Source organism: Candidatus Fusobacterium pullicola (assembly GCA_018883725.1).
In the GTDB taxonomy this organism is placed as follows: Bacteria; Fusobacteriota; Fusobacteriia; order Fusobacteriales; family Fusobacteriaceae; genus Fusobacterium_A; species Fusobacterium_A pullicola.
Window position 1 is genome coordinate 1 of record JAHLFN010000056.1, and the last position, 18,486, is coordinate 18,486.

An 18,486-nucleotide genomic window follows, 5' to 3' on the forward strand; every position below is an offset into this window, starting at 1 on the left:
AATGATAGATAAAATAGTGGAGAGTAAAATCTTCACTATTTTTGATTAGAATATAAAATTTAATTATGTTTTATGATATAATCAAAGGAAGAAATACAGACTAAAATGGAGGAGTAAATCAATGAAAAAAATAATAGCTTTTGCAGTTAGAAAAGATGAGTTATCAGCTTTTGAAAAATATTCAAAAGAATTTAATTTTTCAATTAAATTGGAAGAGAAGAGTTTAAATCCAGAAACAGTAGAGTTATGTAAGGGATATGATGGAGTAACTTTCTTAGGAAATTGTAGTGTAAATAGGGAAGTATTAGAGAAGCTAAACTCTTTTAAGATAAAATATATAGCAAGTAGAAGTACAGGATATAATAATGTAGATTTAAAAGCTGCTAAGGAATTAGGAATATATGTAAGTAATTCAACTTACTCATCATATTCAGTGGCAGAGTTTGCAGTTATGTCAGCCTTTATTTTATTGAGAAATATTCCTCAAAGTTTAAAAAGAGTGGAAAAATATAATTTTTCTTTAGGTGGATTGATAGGAAGAGAATTAAGAAATCAGACAATAGGAATTATAGGAACAGGAAAGATAGGAAGAATAGTTGCTCACCACTTTAAAGCTATGGGAGCTAAAGTTATAGCCTATGATCTGTACCCAAGTTCTGATGAGATCCAGTATGTTTCTTTAGAAGAATTATTTACTCAATCAGATATAATCTCTTTACATACTCCACTTACTCCAGAAAATCATCATCTAATAAATAAAGAAACAATAGATAAAATGAAAAATGATGTTTTAATAATAAATTCAGCAAGAGGAGAACTAATTAATTTAGAGGATTTGATTGTAGGTTTAAAAAGTAAAAAAATAGCTGGAGTAGCTTTAGATACTCTAGAAAAAGAGGTAGGAATACTTCATAAAGATTGTAGTAACATTGGATTTGAGCATCCACAATTAAAAGAATTATTAAATATGGAAAATGTTATGATAACATCACATCAAGCATTTTATACAGATCAAGCAGTATCAGATATGGTTGAGTCAGCTTTGACTTGTCTGAATGAGTATTTTTTATCAGGGAATTCTAAAAATAATTTAATAAAATAGGTTAAATATGTAAAAAGCTCAAGAACGGTTACTCTTGAGCTTTCTTCATATATTAAGTTGTAATAATACAATATTTTATTTAGAATAGTTAGGAGCTTCTTTAGTTATTGTAATATCATGTGGGTGGCTCTCTTTTAGTCCAGCACCAGTGATTTTTATAAATTTACCATTTATTTTTAGATCTTCTATTGTAGGAGTTCCACAATATCCCATACCAGCTCTAATTCCACCACATAATTGGAATACAACATCTCTTAAGTTTCCTTTGTAAGCTATACGCCCTTCAATTCCTTCTGGAACTAATTTTTGAGCATCATTTTGAAAATATCTATCTTTAGATCCTCTTTTCATAGCAGCTATTGATCCCATTCCAACATAGCTTTTAAATCTCTTACCTTCAAGAATAATCTCTTCTCCAGGAGCTTCTGTAGTACCAGCTAGTAATCCTCCTAACATAACACAGTCTGCACCAGCAGCAAGAGCTTTCACTATATCTCCAGATAGTTTGATACCACCATCGGCAATAACTCCAATTCCTCTATCTTTACATACTTGGAACACATCATTTACAGCAGTAAGCTGAGGAACTCCAACCCCTGCAACAACTCTTGTTGTACAGATAGATCCAGGTCCAATACCAACTTTTACAGCATCTACTCCAGCATTGATTAAATCAAGAGCAGCCTCAGCAGTAACAATATTTCCACCTATTAAGTTTAGGTTTGGAAAAGCTTCTCTAATCTCTCTAATTTTATTTATTACACCAGCTGAATGTCCATGAGCAGAGTCAACAGTTATGATATCAACTCCAGCTTTTACAAGAGCAGCAACTCTATCAAGAGTATCAGCACCAATACCAACAGCAGCACCTACTCTTAATGTTCCATGAGCATCTTTACATGCATTTGGATATTCAGCTAAGTTATCTATATCTTTTATTGTAATTAATCCTTTTAAGTATCCCTTGTCATCTGTGATAGGTAGTTTTTCTATTCTATTAGCTAATAGAATCTCTTTTGCTTCATCTAAAGTAGTTCCAACAGGAGCAGTAACTAAGTTATCTTTAGTCATAATTTCTCCAACTAATTGAGCCATATCTTTGTGATATTTTATATCTCTATTAGTAACTATTCCGATAAGTTTACCATCCTCTTCAATAACAGGAAGACCAGAAATTTTATATTTTCTCATTAAGTCCTCTGCATCTCCAACTGTACAATCAGCAGTAAGAGTAACAGGGTTTCTAATCATACCACTTTCTATTCTTTTCACTCTATCAACTTCAGCAGCTTGATCTTCAATACTCATATTCTTATGTATAAATCCTATACCACCTTGTCTAGCTAGAGCAATAGCTAAATCTGATTCAGTAACAGTATCCATAGCAGCACTCAGTATAGGGACATTCAGTGTGATATCTTTTGTCAGTCTTGTTTTAAGACTTACTTCATGTGGTAATACCTCTGATTTTGCTGGGATTAATAATACATCATCAAATGTGATAGCCTCTTTTACTATTTTTCCGTTCATTTGCAACTCCTTTTAAAATACATAATTATTTAATTTAATAATGAACTAAAATTTATAAATATTTTTTAGATTTTAGATATTATAGCACAAAACTTTGGAAAATGTACAGTAAAATTTTAATGAAATGTGATTTTTAACACAGTTGACTACAAAAAGTTTATTTTCTGTAAATATCGATTTTTTGATATGGGATTTCGATATTATTTGCATCAAATTCAGCTTTAACTATTTCATTAAAGTCAAATTTTGTAGTCCAATAATCCTCTTTATTAACCCATACTCTGCAGATGAAATCAAGAGAACTAGCATTTTGAACACTCATTCTAATATTAAAAGGTTTATCTTTTAATACAGAAGGATGAGCATTAGCAATTCTATTTAAAATCTCTTTTACTTTTTCTGTAGGAGTATCATAAGAAACAGAGAAAACCATATCTAATCTTCTGATTGGGTTTCTAGAAACATTTGTAATAGCGTTGTTAGCTAATTGGCTATTAGGAACAATGATAACTCTATTATCTGTAGTAGTTAAAATAGTATAAAGTATTTGTATCTTGTCAACAGTTCCTTCTACACCACTGCTTGCTACAATATATTCTCCCTTAGTGAAAGGTTTGAAGAATAGTATTAATAATCCTCCAGCAAGGTTAGATAAACTTCCTTGTAGTGCTAAACCAACAGCTAATCCAGCAGTACCAAGAACTGTTAATAGAGAAGTTGCTTTTACTCCAGCTATCCCGATTATTAAGAAAAATAGAATAACATACATTAAAGTTTTTAGCATAGAGCTAGTGAAACTCTCTAATAATGGATCTACATTTCTCTTTCTTAAAGCTTTTTTATAAGATGTAATAATTACACTTACAAGCTTTGGCCATAGTGAAAATAAGATGATTACAATAATACCTCTTACAATAATTGTAGGAAGTACAGCGATTGTTTTGTTGAAAAATTCTGTGATAATTTCGTGCATTTAAACTCTCCTTTAAAAATTAATTATTACATTTATATATTATACAGTTTTTACCAATATATATCAATATATTTTTAGATTTTTTTACAAAAATACTATATAATATATAGTATAAAAAATAAAGATTTATGTTAAAAATAAAACATTAATATATATTAAATTAATCTATAATAAAATAAAAATTTATTAAAATCACAGGAGGAGAAAAGCTGATGATAAAAGAGAATTCAATTTGGATTAATAAAAAAAATGGAAGAGAGTACGAAGTGATAAAAGAGGCTATTGATTGTACTAATGAAAGAGATGGATTAATAGTGATAGTTTATATTTGCAAGGAGGTAGAAGGAAAACTTTTTGTAAGAGAAAAGAAGGAGTTTTTAAATAAATTTTTTCAAAAGTAATAAAATATAAAAGATAAATTTTTAATAAACAAAGTAAAATCAAGACTTAATACCATATTATTGTAATTATTACAAAATAAAAATAATTACAATTGACAAATAATTAAAAATGTGGTAATATATTCTTATAAGAATAAAGATAGTTAATTTAAGGAGGTAAAATTATGAGAAGTATTACAAGTTTTGATTTACAATATGCACACAGATTTTATAAGTTTAGAGGAGAAGCTCAATATTTACATGGACATACTGGAGTTTTAACAATAGAAGTAGAAGATTCTATAAATGAAGGTGTAAATATGGTATTCCCTTGTAATGAAATTCAAAAAACAGCTTGGGAAGTATTGAAGAATTTTGACCACTCTCTTATTTTGAGAGAAGATGATCCTCTTTTACCTGCTATTTTAAAAGTTTATGAGGAAACTGGGATAAAAGATGGGGCTCCTCAAAACGTTATGAAAGGTCCTGCTTTTAAGACTGACTTAGCAACTGCATATCCTGACGCTCGTTTAGTTGTTACTAAAGAAACTTTAACAGTTGAAGGAATGATTAAAATTGTTTATGACTTATTAAAAGATAAATTAAATATTGCTAAAATAACTTTTACTAGTGGTGTAAATGCAGCTTCTGCAGAGTTTACTACTAAGAATAATATAGACCGTTGTCCTCTTTGTGGAATTTCATTAGATGAAAATGGAGTTTGTCCAAAGTGTGGATATAAGAAAAGATAGTATTTAAAAATTTTTTACTATATACTAAATATAAAAAAACTCCCTCTCTTAAATTCTAAGAGAGGGAGTTTTTAATATAAAAATTATACTGTTACATCTTTTATCCAACGTAAAGTCTTGTATCTCCAGAAAGCAAAGATGAGTTTAATAACTTCACAAGATTCAGCAAGTCCAATTAAAATATAAATAGGAACTTTAAAGTATGCTCCTATGAAAGCTAGAGGCACACCATAGAACCAAAGTGGAAGTATATCTAGATAAAAGGCAACCTTAGTATCTCCTCCAGCTCTAAATAGTCCAATTAAAATAGCCCAGTTTACCATTTTAAAGAAGACAAATACTCCATATACCCTTAACGTTTTTTCGGCTAGAAGAGCAATATCTGGAGAAAGTTTATAAAGTGATATGATATTGTTAGTAAGTAGTTGAACCACAATAAAACTGAAACCAGCCATACCAAAGGCTACTAAAATAATTTGTTTAGAGTAGACTATAACTTTTTCCTTATTCCCCTCTCCAATTGTATGACCTATTATTACAGAGGCAGCATTGGATATCCCCATAAATAAAATAGCAGAGATAGCTGCAACGATATCTGCTATCTGTACACAGGCAGATTGAACAGTTCCAAGTTTTGCATATGCAACAGAAAGAGAGATAATTCCAAATATCCAAAGCATCTCAGTAAAAACTACAGGTGATGAGATTTTTACTATCTCTTTTATAAGATTTTTTGGAATGTGAAAATATGAATCTAATTTCCCTTTAAGATTAAAATCTTTTTTATAGATAATAGTTAAAATAATACACATCTCAATAAATCTAGCTATGACAGTAGCTATAGCCGCTCCTTTTTCCTCTAATCTAGGAAAACCAAAATTTCCATAGATTAAACAGTAGTTAAAAAATGTATTTGTAACCACTCCAATAGAGGCTGAAATCATAGGAAACTTAGTAAGTCCCATAGCACGTAGAGAAAATCCCATACTAGAGGATATAGAGTAAAAAAGATAACATAGAACAACTGTACATAGGTAAGATGTTCCTATTCTTAAAACCTCTGGATCTTTAGAGAAAATTCCTATTATAAAATCGACTTTAAAATAAGCTACAATAGCAAATATGACAGCTACTCCAAATGCACATCTAACCATTAATCCCAGTATTTTTCTGATGAGTTCAAAATTTCTTTTTCCATAATATTGAGCTATAAAAACGCCCATTCCACTACATATTCCAAATATTATAAGGTCTAAAATCCTATAGACACTATTAGCAAAACCTACAGCAGCGATATAATCAGTTCCTAATCTTCCAATCATAAGATTATCAATAAAGTTAAGAGATGAGGAAACCAGTTGTTGAACCATAAGTGGAATTCCAATTGCTAAAAATGTTTTATAAAACTCTTTTAAATCTATTTTTGTATTAATATTTTCTTGCATAGAAGCACCTCCCCAATACTCTATATATTCTATCAATGATAATGAAAAAAGACAATAAAAAATATAAAAAACTATTGACAGTTGGGGATAAATGATTTAATATATTAATGTGTAAAAATAGCACTCGTAGCAAAAGAGTGCTAATAAAAATGGAGGGATAGGACATGAAAATAAGACCTATTGGAGAGAGAGTTTTAGTAAAACCAGTTAAAGTAGAGGAAAAAACAGCAAGTGGAATTATTCTTCCAGGAGCAGGAGAGAAAGAGAGACCTAATATAGCTGAAGTAATTGCAGTTGGAAAAGGTGAAAAATTAGAGGATATAAAGGTTGGAGAGAGAGTAGTTTACTCAAAATTTTCTGGAACTGAGATAAAAGATGGAGAGGAAAAATATATAGTTTTAAATATAGAAGATGTATTAGCTGTTATTGAGTAATTTTTGGAGGTAGTTGAAATGGCAAAAATTTTAAAATTTGATGAGGAAGCTAGAAAAAAACTTGAAATAGGGGTAAATACATTAGCAGATGCTGTAAAAGTAACATTAGGACCAAGAGGAAGAAATGTTGTATTAGAAAAAAGTTATGGATCACCACTAATTACAAATGATGGAGTATCTATAGCAAAAGAGATAGAGTTAGAAGATCCATTTGAAAATATGGGAGCTCAACTTATAAAAGAGGTAGCTACAAAGGCTAATGACGTTGCTGGAGACGGAACTACTACTGCTACAATACTTGCTCAAGCTATTGTAAAAGAGGGATTAAAAATGGTAAGTGCTGGGGCTAATCCAATGTTTATCAAAAAAGGTATAGAAAAAGCAACTAAAGAGGTAATAAATCATCTTAAAGCAAGAGCTAAGAAGATAGAATCAAATGAAGAGATAGCACAAGTTGCATCAATCTCTGCTGGAGATGAAGAGATTGGAAAATTAATAGCTCAAGCTATGGAAAAAGTTGGAGAAACAGGAGTAATAACTGTTGAAGAAGCAAAATCTTTAGAAACAACTTTAGAAGTGGTAGAGGGAATGCAATTTGATAAAGGGTATGTGTCACCATATATGGTAACTGACTCTGAAAGAATGGTTGCTGAATTAGATAATCCATTTATTTTAATAACTGATAAGAAAATATCTAACATGAAGGATATATTACCTATATTAGAGCAGACAGTTCAAACTTCAAGACCGATGCTAATTGTTGCAGATGAGCTTGAAGGAGAAGCTTTAACTACTTTAGTTATAAATAAATTAAGAGGAACTTTAAATGTAGTAGCTGTAAAAGCTCCAGCTTTTGGAGATAGAAGAAAGGCTATGTTAGAGGATATAGCTATTTTAACAGGTGGAGAGGTAATCTCTGAAGAAAAGGGATTAAAACTTGAAGAAACAACTATTCCACAATTAGGAACAGCTAAAAAGGTAAAAGTAACAAGAGATGCTACTATAATAGTTGATGGAATGGGAGATAGCGAGATAATCAAAGCAAGAGTAGCAGCTATAAAAAATCAAATGGCAGAGAGCACATCTGAATATGATAAGGAAAAATTACAAGAGAGACTTGCAAAACTTTCTGGTGGAGTAGCAGTAATCAAAGTTGGAGCAGCTACAGAAACAGAGATGAAGGATAAAAAGCTTAGAATAGAAGATGCACTAAATGCTACTAGAGCAGGAGTTGAAGAGGGAATAGTTTCTGGAGGAGGAACTATACTTGTAGAGATTGCTAAGGATATGGACAGTTTCAAACTAGAGGGAGAAGAGGGAATAGGAGTAGAGATAGTTAAAAAAGCTCTTACAGCACCACTTAGACAGATAGCTGAAAATGCTGGAGTAGATGGGGCTGTTGTACTTGAAAAGGTAAAAGATATGCCAGAGGGATATGGATTCAATGCTGCTTCTGAAAAGTATGTAAATATGATAGAAGAGGGTATATTAGATCCAGTAAAAGTAACAAGATCAGCTATTCAAAATGCTGCTTCTGTATCAGCTCTAATATTAACTACAGAGGTTTTAGTAGCTAGTAAAAAAGAACCTAAACAGCAAGAGATGAATCCTGGTATGATGCCTGGAATGATGTAATAAAAGTGTAAAAATAACGTGAAAATAGTGTTAAAACAGAAAAAACAATTGACAAGTTAACATAAAAAATAGTATAGTATATTTGAAAAAATTAGGCTAGGAGATATGGTGAGGCTGAAATCCCAAGTGATTTGGAATGATGTCTTTAGTGTATTCTAGCTTTTTTTTATAAGAAGTAGAAAATAGGAGGGAGATATATTATGAGTAAAATTTTTGCCCATAGAGGATACAGTGGAAAATATCCAGAAAATACAATGATAGCTTTTAAAAAAGCCCTAGAGTGTGGAGTAGATGGGATTGAACTAGATGTTCAACTAACAAAGGATGGAGAGGTAGTAATTATTCATGATGAAACTATAGATAGAACGACAACAGGAAAAGGTTTTGTTGTAGATTATACCTACGAGGAGTTAGAAAGATTTGATGCTTCGTTCAAATTTAAAGATTTAGGATTTAATAAAATCCCTACATTAAGAGAGTATTTTCAACTGGTAAAAGATTATGATATAGTTACAAATGTAGAATTAAAAACAGGAATAAATGAGTATTTAGGAATAGAGGAAAAGGTATGGGAGCTAATAAAGGAGTATAACTTAGAGGAGAAAGTGATAATATCTAGTTTTAACCATTTCTCTGTAATGAGAATGAAAGATATAGCTCCACAATTGAAGTATGGATTTTTATCAGAAGATTGGATAATAGATGCAGGAAAATATACTCATTCTTATGGAGTACAATGCTATCATCCAAGATTTAATAATCTTGTACCAGATGTTATTAAAGAATTAAAGAAGTATAATCTAGAGATTAATACTTGGACAGTAAATTTAGAAGAGGATATGAGATATCTTTATTCAAATAATATTGATGTGATAATTACTAACTATCCCGAGTTAGCTCAAGAAATAAAGAAAGAGTATCAAGGAGAGACTAATGAGTAGTTTTACAAATTCACTTACAATATATGAGATTATCCTTAGAATTTTTATGGCAATTGTTATAGGTGGGATGATAGGATATGAAAGAGGGCAACATAATAGACCTGCTGGTTTTAGAACTCATATACTGGTTTGTCTTGGAGCTACAATAGTTTCTATGATTCAAGATCAATTGAGAATAAATCTTCATAATTATGCAATAGCTTTTCCAGAAGCTAGTCAAGTTATGAAAACAGATTTAGGGCGAATAGGAGCTCAGGTAGTAAGTGGAATAGGATTTTTAGGTGCTGGAACAATAATGAGAGATAAAGGAGTTATAGGTGGTCTTACTACAGCAGCTTCAATATGGGCTACTGGGTGTTTAGGGCTTAGCATAGGATGGGGATTTTATTATCTAGCTGTTCCATCTGGAATAGCTGTAATAATTGTTCTTGTAACTTTGAAGAAATTAGAACGTTATTGGATAGAGAATAAACATATAGCAAAATTACTAGTTCGATTTAATCAAGATATAGATTTTTCTGAAGCATTAATGAAAAATTATAATTTTTTTAATGAAAATAATATTAAAATAAAGAATGTAGAAAAAAATACAGATGGAAATATGATAGAGTATACTTTAATTATGGGAAAACAAACAGATATTTTAGATGTTATGTCAGAGCTTTCAACATACAGCCATATCTCTCAAATTCAAATTCCATAGTAAAAAATAAAGAGGTGATAAAAAATGTCACTTCTTTTTTATATTGAGAAAAATAAAGATTGACAAAACCCCGATTTAAAGGTAATAATAGTTATATAGAGAGAGAATTTTTATCAAAGATAGGGGGAAAACAAATTGGATAATTTAATAATTACAGTTGGAACAAGTTTAATAGAGAATTATATTGAACATAACCCAGAGAAAACAAATATCACTAAGGATGATATTTTAAGCTATTATGAAAAAGAGAGTATGGTAGACCTAAGAGATAAAAGATTTGGGTCTGAAATTATAGCTGTAGAAAATCTAAGAGAAAAGGATATCTTCTCAGGAAGGCACCTATTTATGATAACTCATGACACTGTAAATGGAAGATTAGCAGGAGAAGTACTAGAAGAGTTTTTCCTAAGTAAAGGGATAGTAAGAAGAGTTACTAGAAAAGCAGTTGAAAAAATGAATAAGAGAAATCCTGATGAATTTAGAACGAAGGGATTAAGAAATCTTGTTGAAGAAGTTGGAGATATAGTAGAGCAAGTAGGCAATAAATATAATATAGCTGTATGTACTGTTGGAGGATATACAGCAGAGATATTTATGGTAAGTCTTATGGCACAAATTTTAGGAATAAAATCATATTTTATGTTTAGAGAGTTTGAAGATGTTACTGAGATTCCACCTCTTCCTATAAAAATAGATTATAATTACTATTTAGAAAACAAAGATTTCTTCAATACTATCTCAAATAATGAAAGATTAGAAAAAGAGAAAATTGAAAAATACTTAAATGAAAAATTAGAGTTATCTTATTTCCTTGAAGAGATAAAAGATGGAGATAAAACTTATGTTGAGTTATCAGCAATGGGAGATTTCTATCTAAAAACAGTTAAAAACTGTAAATATCTACCAAGAAGAATAACTAATGTTCCAGTAAATGAAAAGGAGATTCCATCTTCAACAATTAAAGAAAGACCACAAGAGTTAGATGATATGTTAAGCTTATTAAAGGCTTCACCATACGTAAATAAATTAAAAGTTGTATTCCATAATCCAAATAGAAAGTTAAAGGTATCTAAATTCTTTATCTTAGATAGTGATGATTTTGAGAGTACATTAGCTCTTGAAATGAAAACATCTATGGGAGGATTTAGAGTAGATATATATACTGTTGCTGATACGAAGAAAGAGTATGAAGCTCTAATGGTATATTTTAATGAAAATTTCCTATAATTAAATTAAAGATATAAACCTCTCTTAATTATTAATTTTGTGATGAAATTAATACGAAGAGAGGTTATTTCATTCAGTAGAGAGGAAAAAGTGAGAGAGTGTGTTTAGGAGAAAAAGTTTTTATATAGTGGTATGGCTATTACTTATATGGTATGTAGGTTCATATTTAAAATTGTGGAATAGTTTTATAATACCTTCTCCTGAAAGAGTAATTAAGAGTTTTTTTATTTTACTAAAAAATGGAAAACTTTTAAAAAATATAGTTATAAGCTTACAAAGAGTGGCAATAGGTTTTGGAATTTCAGCATTTCTAGCTATACCTTTGGGTGTTATCTTTGGATTAAAAACTGGAATATATGAGTATTTTAAAGGTATTTTAGAGTTTTTAAGACATATACCACCATTAGCTTTAGTTCCGATGATAATTTTATGGTTTGGAATAGGAGAGTTATCTAAAGTGGTGATAATAGTTTTAGCTAGTTTTTTTCCAATATTTTTAAACTCCTTAAAAGGAATCAGTAGTTGTGATAAGAAGTTGATAGAGGTTGGTAAAGTTTTTGGTTTAAATGAGAGAGATATATTTAAGAAAATAATATTTCCAAGTGCTTTATCAGATATACTCTTAGGATTAAAATTAGGACTGGGATATAGTTGGAGAGCTATAATCGCTGCAGAGTTGATTGCTTCTTCTTCTGGGATAGGTTATCTAATATTGGATTCTCAACAGATATCAAGATCAGATATGGTTGTAGTAGGTATACTTTCGATTGGAGTTTTAGGTGCAACTACAGACTATCTATTTAGTTTTTTAATGAATAGGTATTTCAGGAGAGGAGTTAGATCTAAATATGAAAGAAATCTATAGCTTAAAGAGTTTAAGTAAAAGTTATGGGGAAAGAAAAGTTTTTGAAAATATAGATTTAGAGATAAGAAATGATGAGATAACAATTATTCTAGGAAAGAGTGGTTGTGGAAAAACAACTTTAATGAGAATACTTTCAAAGTTAGATAGAGATATCACTGGAGAAGTAAAATTTTGTAATACTAGTGGTGTTGAAATATCTGGAAGATATGGATTTGTCTTTCAAGAGAGTAGATTGTTACCTTGGTTTAACGTTGAAGAAAATATCTCTATTCATGGGAGAGTTAAAGATATAGATATTTATTTGGATATGATAGGCTTAAAAGAGTATAGATATAGTTATCCAGAAGAATTATCTGGTGGAATGGCTCAGAGAGTAGCAATTGCAAGAGCTTTAAGTTATGAACCAGATACACTATTTATGGATGAACCTTTTTCAGCTTTAGATTATTTTACTAGAAGACAATTACATAAAGAGCTGTTAAAAATACATAAAGCTACAGGGATAGGAGTAATTTTTGTAACTCATAATTTAGATGAAGCATTGACATTAGCTCATAGGATTTTACTTATAAAAGATGGGAAGATACTAGATTTCAAAATAGATAAGGATTTTCCTAGAGAGATAGATGATATAGAATTAGTGAGATTGAAAAGTAAAATAATAAAATTAATAGAGAGTTAAAGGAGAAAAGAGTATGTTTAAAAAATTAGTAATTTTGATAGGTATGGTATTTTTATTGATTTCGTGTGGAGAAAAGAAAAAGATTGAAGAGATAAATTTAACTTATGTAAAAGCTCCGTTAAACGTTCCATCTATTTTAGAGAAGAACTTAAAAATGTTTGATAAAGAGTTTGAAAAAGATGGAATAAAGGTAAAGTTTCATGAGTTAACAACAGGACCAGAGCAAACAAATGCATTAGCTGCTGGGGAGTTAGATTTTTTACATGCTTTAGGGGGAACATCAGCTATTATAGCAGCTTCAAATGGAGTAGATTTAAAGATAACAAATGTATATAGTAGATCACCAAAAGGTTTTATGATACTTTCTAAAAAAGATAATATAACAACTCCTGAATCATTAAAAGGTAAGAAAATAGGTGGACCAAAGGGAACTATACTTCATCAAGTGTTGGTTGGATATTTAGGAAAGGGAAATCTAAAAGAAGATGATGTACAATTTATAAATATGGGGTTACCAGAAGCCTTTGCAGCTATGGAAAGCGGAAATATTGATGCAGCTTTATTAGCTGGACCTGTAGCTTTAAAAGCTATAAATAATGGAGCTAAGGTTGTAACTAATGGAGAAGGATTAACACAGGGATTAGTGGTTACAGCTGTAAGTGGAAAATTTTTAGAAAAGAATCCGGATATAGTTAAGAGATTTGTAAAAGTGAATGAGGAAGCTGTTAAGTATATAGATAAAAATTTTGATGATATGTTAAAAATAGTATCAGAAGATGTTGGGTTAACAAAAGAAGAGATATTAAAACTATATCCATTATATGATTTTAATCCAAAAATAAAAGAGGCAGATATTAAAGATCTAGAAGAGACACAGGAATTTTTAATAAAAAATGGTATGCAAGAGAATAGAATTGATATTAATAGTATCATAGCGAAATAATATAAAAATAAAGGAAAACTTTGGAACAATAAGTTCTTAAGTTTTCCTCTTATTTTTATTATTAAAGGGTGGGTTATAACTATATATTAGCTTTCTTTTTTGTATATACAAAAGTAGATATAAATGTCACTGACATAGTAACTATCATAGCTATAAGGTAAACTAACCAATATTGAGGTTTAACAGTTAAAATTCCAGGTAATCCTCCTACTCCGATACTATTAGCCATTACACCAAAGAAACCACATATTCCAGATCCACAAGCTGAACCTATCATAGCACATATCATAGGGTATTTATATTTGATATTTACTCCATAAAGAGCTGGTTCTGTAACTCCTAAGTAAGCTGAGATAGAAGCTGGGATAGCTACATCTTTTTTTACCTCTTTTGATGCAAAGCTCATAGCTAGAGAAGCTGTAGCTTGTGCTATGTTACTTAGAGCAAGTAAAGGGAAAATCATAGTTCCGCCAAGTTGTTGAATCAGAGTAAATTCAACAGCATTAGTAGTATGGTGTATTCCTGTTATAACTAATGGTGCATATAGGAAACCAAATATTATAGAACCTATTACAGCAAACTTACCAGTAAGTAGGATTTGGAATATATGTCCTACAAAATCTCCAAGTATTCTACCAACTGGACCGATTATAGCATGGGCTAAAAATACAGTCACAACTAGTGAAATAAGAGGAACAATAACTATTCTTATAGACTCATGAACTATCTTATTAAGCTTTGTTTCAATATATCCAAGAGTAAGCCCGGCTAAGATAGCGGGAATAACTTGAGCTTGGTATCCAACTTTATCAATAGAGAAAACTCCAAAATCCCAAGCATCAGGAACAGCCTTTCCTATGTTATAAGCATTCATAAGTTGAGGTGAAACTAAAGTAATACCTAGGATAATTCCAAGTATTTGACTTCCTCCCATCTTTCTAACCACTGACCAAGTGATACCAACAGGTAGGAAATGGAAGATAGCTTCTCCAATTAACCAAAGGAAACTATAGACAGTAGCCCAAAATTGGCTAGATTCAGCTAGAGTTTTTCCACCAAATTGGATATCTCCGATAAGATTTCTAAAACCTAGTATAAGTCCTCCACAGATAATTGCAGGTAGTAGAGGAACAAATATCTCAGCCATAGTAGAAAGGAATCTTTCTAAAGGATTCATATTTTTCTTAGCATACTCTTTACTTTCCTCTTTAGAAACCTCTTTTAAATCAAAAAGAGCTGTCATAGTTTTATAAAATTCTGCTACTGTATTACCTATTATTATTTGGAATTGTCCTCCACTAGTGAAACTTCCCTTTACACTCTTAATAGCTTCAAGCTTTTTTATATCAGCTTTGCTTGTATCTTTTAAAACGAAACGAAGTCTAGTCATACAGTGAGTAACTGAAGAGATATTATCCTTCCCTCCAACTCCTTCGATTACCTTAAGTGCATCGTCTCTAAATTTTTCATTTATATCTGCCACAATCAATCCTCCTAACTATTATTTCTTATTTTTTTAAAAATACTAAAGCATCATATGGTTGTAATTTTAAATTCTTTTCAAGGGTTACTTTTTCTCCGTTATTTGAAAGGATACACTCATAACCTTCGATTTCAAAATCTAACTCAATACTACACTCAACATTGTAGAAGTTAGTAACTACTAATAATTCTTCATTTTCTAAAACTCTTTTGAACATATAGACATTTTTATCATTTTCAGCAAGTGGAATAGTTTTTCCTAAAGCTATTACTCTATGTTCCTTTCTAAGAGCTATAAGCTTACGATAGTAGTTAAAGATACTGTCTTCATCATCAATTTGATTTTTAACATTTATCTCTTTATAGTTTTTTATACTTTCAATCCAAGGAGTTCCCTTTGAGAATCCACCATTTATCTCATCACTCCACTGCATAGGTGTTCTTCCATTATCTCTAGAACGCTCCATTACTATTTTCATAGCTTCTTCATCACTTAATCCACTATCCATCAATATTTTATGATAGTTGATAGATTCAACATCTTTGTATTGTGAGATAGTATCAAAGTAAGCATTAGTCATACCAATCTCTTCACCTTGGTATATGTATGGAGTCCCTCTTAACATATGAACAACTGTTCCTAGCATCTTAGCTGATTTTTTCCAGTAGTTTTTATCATCTCCAAAACGTGAAACAACTCTAGGTTGATCATGGTTACACCAGAAAAGAGCAGACCAAGCATTGTGCTCTTGCATACCAACTTGCCAAGAGTTAAGTATATCTTTTAATTCTTGGAAATCAAAAGGTTGTAAAGCCCATTTATCTTTATTTTTATAATCTACTTTTAAGTGGTGGAAGTTGAAAACCATAGATAATTCATTTTCATCTTTACCAGAGTATTTGAAGCAATTTTCCATAGACGTAGAAGACATCTCTCCAACAGTTATGATATCCTCTTTTTGTCCAAAGGTATTCTGGTTAAGACCTTTTAGGTACTCATGTATTTTAGGACCATCAGTATAGAATCTTCTTCCATCACCTTGGTAATCATTTTCAAATTTTTCAGGTTTAGAGATAAGATTTACAACGTCAAATCTGAAACCATTAACACCTTTATCTAGCCAAAATTTAACTACTTTGTATATCTCTTCTCTAACTTCTGGATTTTCCCAGTTTAAGTCAGCTTGAGTTCTATCAAAAAGGTGTAGGTAGTAACTTTCTAACTCTTCTACATACTCCCAAGCATTACCACCAAATTTAGAAACCCAGTTAGTAGGAGGATTATTTTTTTCTCCCTTTTTAAATATATAGAAATCTTGATATTTTTTTTCTCCAGCTAAAGCTTTTTTGAACCACTTATGCTCAGTAGAAGTATGGTTAAAAACCATATCTAGCATAATTCCAATACCTCTTTTTTTAGCTTCGGCAGAAAGTCTATCAAAATCCTCCATAGTTCCATATGTAGGATCAATATTACAGTAATCAGCCACATCATAACCATTATCTTTTTGTGGAGATACAAAGAATGGTGTTATCCATATGTAATCTACTCCAAGATGTTTTATGTAATCTAATTTTTCTGTAATTCCATTTAAATCTCCAATTCCATCATTGTTACTGTCATAAAAAGATTTAGGATATATTTGATAGACAACTTTATTTTCAAAATTCATTTCATTTCTCCTTATACGTATATGTTATATATTTAAAATATAACATATACGTATAACTTAGTCAAGCTAAATTTTTTTAAGTTTGAATAATTTAAACTTGTATGTTATATTATAGTTAGTCAGAAAAAGGAGAAAAGAGTTATGGAAAGTAAGTATATTAAGTTATATAATAGCCTTTTAGAGCAGATAGAAAAGAAAGAATTACAAGTTGGAGACAAGTTACCTTCTGAAAAAGAGTTGATGGAAAAGTATAACATGTCTAGGGATACAGTAAGAAAGGCTCTTAACATGTTGGTACAGGATGGACATATAGAGAAATCTAAAGGAAAAGTAGCCACTGTGGCTGGTAAAAATCAATTTAACTTTCCAATTTCAAAAATTAAATCTTTTAAGGAGTTGCATGTAGGAGTAGAGAATTCTACACATGTAGAGAATTTAGAGATTGTTAAAGGTGAGAAGGAGATAATAAAAAAACTAGGTATAGGTAAGGAAGAGGAGTATTTCAAACTTGTACGTATAAGAAAAATAGAGGGAGAGAGAATAATTATTGATAAGGATTATATTCCTAGAAAATTTGTAAATAATATTCCTCTTAAAGTGGCAAAGGATTCATTATATGATTATTTTGAAAATGAATTAGGACTAAAAATTAGTTATTGTACTAAGGAGATAACTGTTCATAAGATAACAGATGAAGATAGAGAACTTTTAGATATGAAAGATTTTAACATGGTAGTTGTAGTCAAGAGTTTTACTTATCTTGAGGGAGGACATCTTTTTCAATATACAGAGGCAAGACATAGACCAGATAAGTTTAAATTTATAGATTATGCTTACAGGGAGAAGAGAAGATGATAAGAGAGTTTAAAATAAAAGATTTAGAAAGAGTGATGGAGATTTGGTTGGAGTCAAATATAGATGCACACTCTTTTATAGATAAAAAGTATTGGGAAGATAATTATGAGATGGTAAAGGAGATATTACCGAGTGCAGAGATTTATCTTTATGAAGAAAATAAAAATATTCTTGGCTTTGTAGGTTTGATGGAAAATTATATAGCTGGAATATTTGTTGAGAAAAATTTTCATTCTCAAGGAATAGGGAGAAAACTATTAGATTGTTGTAAAAGTTTAAAGAGAGAATTAACTTTGAGTGTCTATGAGAAAAATCAAAAGGCATACTCTTTTTATATTAGAGAGGGTTTTCAAGTGGTAGAAAAAAAGATAGATGAGAATACCAATGAGATAGAGTTAGTTATGTATTGGAGAGGGGATTGATGAGGGATATATTAATTGATAGTATAAAGACAAGTTTAATAGATAGAAATATGGAATCTATTCTATCTTATCAGCATAAGCTTATCTCCAATAGAGAAGAAAAAATAATAAGTTTAATAAGAAGAGAGCTGGAAAGTTGTGATGAATTTATAATCTCAGTAGCCTTTATAACTTTAGGTGGGGTTACTATGATACTTGAACAGTTGAAAGATTTGGAGCAAAGAGACGTAAAGGGAAAAATTTTAACAGGAGATTACCTAACTTTTACTCAACCTAAGGCACTTAAAAAACTTTTGGAGTTTAAAAATATAGAGTTGAAGATATTATCAGATGAAAAATTTCATGCTAAAGGGTATTTTTTTAGAAAGGGAGATATATGGACAATGATAGTGGGAAGCAGTAATCTTACTCAAACAGCTCTCACTATAAATTTTGAATGGAA

General features: G+C 30.3%; 19 protein-coding genes. 14 read left to right on the plus strand and 5 right to left on the minus strand.

The annotated features are described in order from the left end of the window. Nucleotides 1-121: 121 nt before the first annotated feature. Nucleotides 122-1,102 (plus strand): lactate dehydrogenase, encoded by a 981-nt coding sequence (locus IAA47_05720; GenBank protein MBU3842466.1) that lies wholly within the window; start codon nt 122-124, stop codon nt 1,100-1,102. A 75-nt stretch (nt 1,103-1,177) separates the two neighbouring features. On the opposite strand, the gene guaB is transcribed toward IAA47_05720, so the two are convergent. Together guaB and IAA47_05730 are read right to left on the minus strand one after the other, a co-directional pair. Beyond that, nucleotides 1,178-2,632 (minus strand): IMP dehydrogenase, encoded by a 1,455-nt coding sequence (guaB, locus tag IAA47_05725; protein ID MBU3842467.1) that lies wholly within the window; start codon nt 2,630-2,632, stop codon nt 1,178-1,180. A gap of 157 nt (nt 2,633-2,789) precedes the next feature. Further along, nucleotides 2,790-3,605 carry a mechanosensitive ion channel gene (locus IAA47_05730; GenBank protein ID MBU3842468.1) on the minus strand — a complete coding sequence of 272 codons (816 nt, stop codon included), beginning with the start codon at nt 3,603-3,605 and terminating at the stop codon, nt 2,790-2,792. Nucleotides 3,606-3,814: 209 nt separating this feature from the next. Here IAA47_05730 and IAA47_05735 point away from each other — a divergent pair, with 209 nt between their 5' ends. Both IAA47_05735 and IAA47_05740 read left to right on the plus strand, forming a co-directional pair. Continuing rightward, nucleotides 3,815-4,006, plus strand: a complete 192-nt coding sequence (locus tag IAA47_05735; GenBank protein MBU3842469.1) for a DUF1653 domain-containing protein — start codon at nt 3,815-3,817, stop codon at nt 4,004-4,006. Between the two features lie 164 nt (nt 4,007-4,170). Then, nucleotides 4,171-4,737 (plus strand): 6-carboxytetrahydropterin synthase, encoded by a 567-nt coding sequence (locus tag IAA47_05740; GenBank protein MBU3842470.1) that lies wholly within the window; start codon nt 4,171-4,173, stop codon nt 4,735-4,737. An 83-nt stretch (nt 4,738-4,820) separates the two neighbouring features. Here the strand turns inward: IAA47_05740 and IAA47_05745 are convergent, their stop codons facing one another. Beyond that, nucleotides 4,821-6,182 carry an MATE family efflux transporter gene (locus IAA47_05745; protein MBU3842471.1) on the minus strand — a complete coding sequence of 454 codons (1,362 nt, stop codon included), beginning with the start codon at nt 6,180-6,182 and terminating at the stop codon, nt 4,821-4,823. Between the two features lie 164 nt (nt 6,183-6,346). Here IAA47_05745 and IAA47_05750 point away from each other — a divergent pair, with 164 nt between their 5' ends. The 8 genes from IAA47_05750 to IAA47_05785 all read left to right on the plus strand — a co-directional run bounded on the left by IAA47_05750 (nt 6,347) and on the right by IAA47_05785 (nt 13,612). Then, entirely contained in the window at nt 6,347-6,616 is a 270-nt protein-coding gene (locus tag IAA47_05750; GenBank protein MBU3842472.1) for a co-chaperone GroES, read from the plus strand. Nucleotides 6,617-6,634: 18 nt separating this feature from the next. Further along, a complete protein-coding gene (groL, locus tag IAA47_05755) occupies nt 6,635-8,251 on the plus strand; it encodes a chaperonin GroEL (protein ID MBU3842473.1) in 1,617 nt (538 codons plus the stop codon). Between the two features lie 200 nt (nt 8,252-8,451). Next, nucleotides 8,452-9,192: a glycerophosphodiester phosphodiesterase gene (locus IAA47_05760; protein MBU3842474.1), complete on the plus strand. Its 741-nt coding sequence runs from the start codon at nt 8,452-8,454 to the stop codon at nt 9,190-9,192. After that, nucleotides 9,185-9,895 (plus strand): MgtC/SapB family protein, encoded by a 711-nt coding sequence (locus IAA47_05765; protein MBU3842475.1) that lies wholly within the window; start codon nt 9,185-9,187, stop codon nt 9,893-9,895. Before IAA47_05760 ends, IAA47_05765 begins: the two co-directional genes overlap by 8 nt. Nucleotides 9,896-10,030: 135 nt before the next feature. Then, entirely contained in the window at nt 10,031-11,122 is a 1,092-nt protein-coding gene (locus IAA47_05770; protein MBU3842476.1) for an antitoxin, read from the plus strand. Between the two features lie 100 nt (nt 11,123-11,222). Then, on the plus strand, nt 11,223-11,987 hold the full coding sequence (locus IAA47_05775; GenBank protein ID MBU3842477.1) for an ABC transporter permease: 765 nt from the start codon (nt 11,223-11,225) through the stop codon (nt 11,985-11,987). Then, nucleotides 11,971-12,669, plus strand: coding sequence for an ABC transporter ATP-binding protein (locus tag IAA47_05780; protein ID MBU3842478.1), 699 nt, complete (start codon nt 11,971-11,973; stop codon nt 12,667-12,669). The genes IAA47_05775 and IAA47_05780 overlap by 17 nt, the downstream gene beginning before the upstream one ends. Nucleotides 12,670-12,682: 13 nt before the next feature. After that, a complete protein-coding gene (locus tag IAA47_05785; protein MBU3842479.1) occupies nt 12,683-13,612 on the plus strand; it encodes an NrtA/SsuA/CpmA family ABC transporter substrate-binding protein in 930 nt (309 codons plus the stop codon). Nucleotides 13,613-13,691: 79 nt separating this feature from the next. Here the strand turns inward: IAA47_05785 and treB are convergent, their stop codons facing one another. Together treB and treC are read right to left on the minus strand one after the other, a co-directional pair. Beyond that, nucleotides 13,692-15,086: a PTS trehalose transporter subunit IIBC gene (treB, locus tag IAA47_05790; protein ID MBU3842480.1), complete on the minus strand. Its 1,395-nt coding sequence runs from the start codon at nt 15,084-15,086 to the stop codon at nt 13,692-13,694. A 34-nt stretch (nt 15,087-15,120) separates the two neighbouring features. Further along, nucleotides 15,121-16,767 (minus strand): alpha,alpha-phosphotrehalase, encoded by a 1,647-nt coding sequence (gene treC / locus IAA47_05795; GenBank protein MBU3842481.1) that lies wholly within the window; start codon nt 16,765-16,767, stop codon nt 15,121-15,123. A gap of 141 nt (nt 16,768-16,908) precedes the next feature. Between treC and treR the strand changes: the two genes are divergently transcribed. The 3 genes from treR to IAA47_05810 all read left to right on the plus strand — a co-directional run. After that, nucleotides 16,909-17,622 carry a trehalose operon repressor gene (gene treR, locus IAA47_05800; protein ID MBU3842482.1) on the plus strand — a complete coding sequence of 238 codons (714 nt, stop codon included), beginning with the start codon at nt 16,909-16,911 and terminating at the stop codon, nt 17,620-17,622. Next, nucleotides 17,619-18,044, plus strand: a complete 426-nt coding sequence (locus tag IAA47_05805; GenBank protein ID MBU3842483.1) for an N-acetyltransferase — start codon at nt 17,619-17,621, stop codon at nt 18,042-18,044. The genes treR and IAA47_05805 overlap by 4 nt, the downstream gene beginning before the upstream one ends. Then, nucleotides 18,044-18,486 (plus strand): DUF3427 domain-containing protein (locus IAA47_05810; protein MBU3842484.1); only part of this gene is annotated, 443 nt, incomplete at its 3' end. The genes IAA47_05805 and IAA47_05810, both read left to right, overlap by 1 nt.